The 3,262-nt window shown below is 55.0% G+C and carries 1 rRNA gene; it reads right to left on the bottom strand.

Annotated elements, in window-relative coordinates:
* Positions 1–76: 76 nt before the first annotated feature.
* Positions 77–3,205, bottom strand: a 23S ribosomal RNA gene (locus tag ITJ60_RS18685).
* Between the last annotated feature and the right edge of the window lie 57 nt (positions 3,206–3,262).

The raw sequence follows: 3,262 nt of genomic DNA, 5'->3' as shown, positions 1-3,262 counted from the left end.
AGTTTGATTCCCGATCGTCTGTCGGGAACCACAAAGTGGACGCGAGCCCGTGCAACACGTGCACGGAAATCAGTGTGTTATCAAGTCTTCGGCTTATTAGTACCGGTCAGCTCCACGGGTCGTTAGTCCCCGCTTCCACATCCGGCCTATCAACCCAGTAGTCTGCTGGGAGCCTCTCACACTCAAGGTGCATGGAAATCTCATCTCGAAGACGGCTTCCCGCTTAGATGCTTTCAGCGGTTATCCGGTCCGAACGTAGCTAATCAGCGGTGCCCTTGGCAGAACAACTGACACACCAGAGGTTCGTCCATCCCGGTCCTCTCGTACTAGGGATAGATCTTCTCAAATTTCCAACGCGCGCAGCGGATAGGGACCGAACTGTCTCACGACGTTCTAAACCCAGCTCGCGTACCGCTTTAATGGGCGAACAGCCCAACCCTTGGGACCTACTCCAGCCCCAGGATGCGACGAGCCGACATCGAGGTGCCAAACCATGCCGTCGATATGGACTCTTGGGCAAGATCAGCCTGTTATCCCCGAGGTACCTTTTATCCGTTGAGCGACAGCGCTTCCACAAGCCACTGCCGGATCACTAGTCCCGACTTTCGTCCCTGCTCGACCTGTCAGTCTCACAGTCAAGCTCCCTTGTGCACTTACACTCGCCACCTGATTGCCAACCAGGTTGAGGGAACCTTTGGGCGCCTCCGTTACTCTTTGGGAGGCAACCGCCCCAGTTAAACTACCCATCAGGCACTGTCCATGAACCCGATCAGGGTCCTACGTTAGACATCCAGAGTGACCAGAGTGGTATTTCAACAATGACTCCACGAACACTAGCGTGCCCGCTTCACAGTCTCCCACCTATCCTACACAAGCCACACCGAACACCAATACCAAACTGTAGTAAAGGTCACGGGGTCTTTCCGTCCTGCTGCGCGTAACGAGCATCTTTACTCGTAGTGCAATTTCGCCGAGTTCGCGGTTGAGACAGCTGGGAAGTCGTTACGCCATTCGTGCAGGTCGGAACTTACCCGACAAGGAATTTCGCTACCTTAGGATGGTTATAGTTACCACCGCCGTTTACTGGGGCTTAAATTCAGAGCTTCGCCCAAAGGCTAACCCTTCCTCTTAACCTTCCAGCACCGGGCAGGCGTCAGTCCGTATACATCGTCTTGCGACTTCGCACGGACCTGTGTTTTTAGTAAACAGTCGCTTCCCACTGGTCTCTGCGGCCTTCAACGCTCACGGAGTAAATCCGGTCACGTGTCCGGCCCCCCTTCTCCCGAAGTTACGGGGGCATTTTGCCGAGTTCCTTAACCACGATTCTCTCGATCTCCTTGGTATTCTCTACCTGACCACCTGAGTCGGTTTCGGGTACGGGCGGCTGCAACCTCGCGTCGATGCTTTTCTCGGCAGCATAGGATCACTGATTTCCCCTTACGGGTACGCGTCGGATCTCAGGCGTACAGACGACGGATTTGCCTATCGTCAGCCCTACATCCTTACACCAGGTTCACCTTACGGATACCATCGCCTGGCTCAGCTACCTTCCTGCGTCACACCTGTTCATACGCTAACCGCACCAGCATGGGGTCGAGCGTTAGACCGGCCACCATCACCCCGAAGGGATCCGGTTGATCCGGGTTAGGACTCTTAGCACCACTGGATTAGCTTGGGCGGTTGTTCGCCGGTACGGGAATATCAACCCGTTGTCCATCGACTACGCCTGTCGGCCTCGCCTTAGGTCCCGACTTACCCAGGGCGGATTAACCTGGCCCTGGAACCCTTGGTCTTTCGGAGGACGGGTTTCTCACCCGTCTTTCGCTACTCATGCCTGCATTCTCACTCGTGTAGCGTCCACGGCTGGATCACTCCGCCGCTTCACTCGCCACACGACGCTCTCCTACCACTCCGCACGACTGAACCACGAAGGCTTGTCTAGTGTGCGAAATCTACAACTTCGGTGGTGTGCTTGAGCCCCGTTACATTGTCGGCGCGGAATCACTTGACCAGTGAGCTATTACGCACTCTTTCAAGGGTGGCTGCTTCTAAGCCAACCTCCTGGTTGTCTATGCAACTCCACATCCTTTCCCACTTAGCACACGCTTAGGGACCTTAGTTGGTAGTCTGGGTTGTTTCCCTCTCGACGATGAAGCTTATCCCCCACCGTCTCACTGCTGCGCTCTCACTCACCGGCATTCGGAGTTTGGCTGACGTCAGTAACCTGTTGAGGCCCATCGGCCATCCAGTAGCTCTACCTCCGGCGAGAAACACGCAACGCTGCACCTAAATGCATTTCGGAGAGAACCAGCTATCACGAAGTTTGATTGGCCTTTCACCCCTATCCACAGCTCATCCCCTCCATTTTCAACTGAAGTGGGTTCGGTCCTCCACGACGTCTTACCGTCGCTTCAACCTGGCCATGGATAGATCACTTCGCTTCGGGTCTAGAACATGCGACTCAAACGCCCTATTCAGACTCGCTTTCGCTACGGCTGCCCCACACGGGTTAACCTCGCCACATATCACTAACTCGCAGGCTCATTCTTCAAAAGGCACGCCGTCACCCCTACTAAGGAGGCTCCGACGGTTTGTAAGCAAACGGTTTCAGGTACTATTTCACTCCCCTCCCGGGGTACTTTTCACCTTTCCCTCACGGTACTTGTCCGCTATCGGTCATCTGGGAGTATTTAGGCTTATCAGGTGGTCCTGACAGATTCACACGGGATTTCTCGGGCCCCGTGCTACTTGGGATACACATCCGGCCATAACACCATTTCGTCTACGGGGCTGGCACCCACTACGGCCCGGCTTTCAAACCGGTTCGACTATGATGCGCTGTAACCGCCCCAGTCCGGCAGAACTGAGTGACGTGTCCCACAACCCCGACCATGCAACGCCCGCCGGCTATCACACATGATCGGTTTAGCCTCATCCGCTTTCGCTCGCCACTACTCACGGAATCACATGTTGTTTTCTCTTCCTGTGGGTACTGAGATGTTTCACTTCCCCACGTTCCCTCTACCCGCCCTATATATTCAGGCGGGAGTCACCAGGTCACAAAAGCGCCCAGCGGGGTTTCCCCATTCGGAAATCCTCGGATCAGGGCTCGATTATCAGCTCCCCGAGGCTTATCGCAGATTTCTACGTCCTTCTTCGGCTCCAGATGCCAAGGCATCCACCGTTTGCTCTTAGAAACTTGACCACAAAGATTAAAATTGCGATCCGTCATCACCCACAACACGAACACCAAAGTGCCCGG

The sequence above is a fragment of the Curtobacterium sp. VKM Ac-2884 genome (assembly GCF_015350945.1).
In the GTDB taxonomy this organism is placed as follows: domain Bacteria; phylum Actinomycetota; class Actinomycetes; order Actinomycetales; family Microbacteriaceae; genus Curtobacterium.
This window is presented reverse-complemented; position numbering and strand designations above follow the sequence as displayed.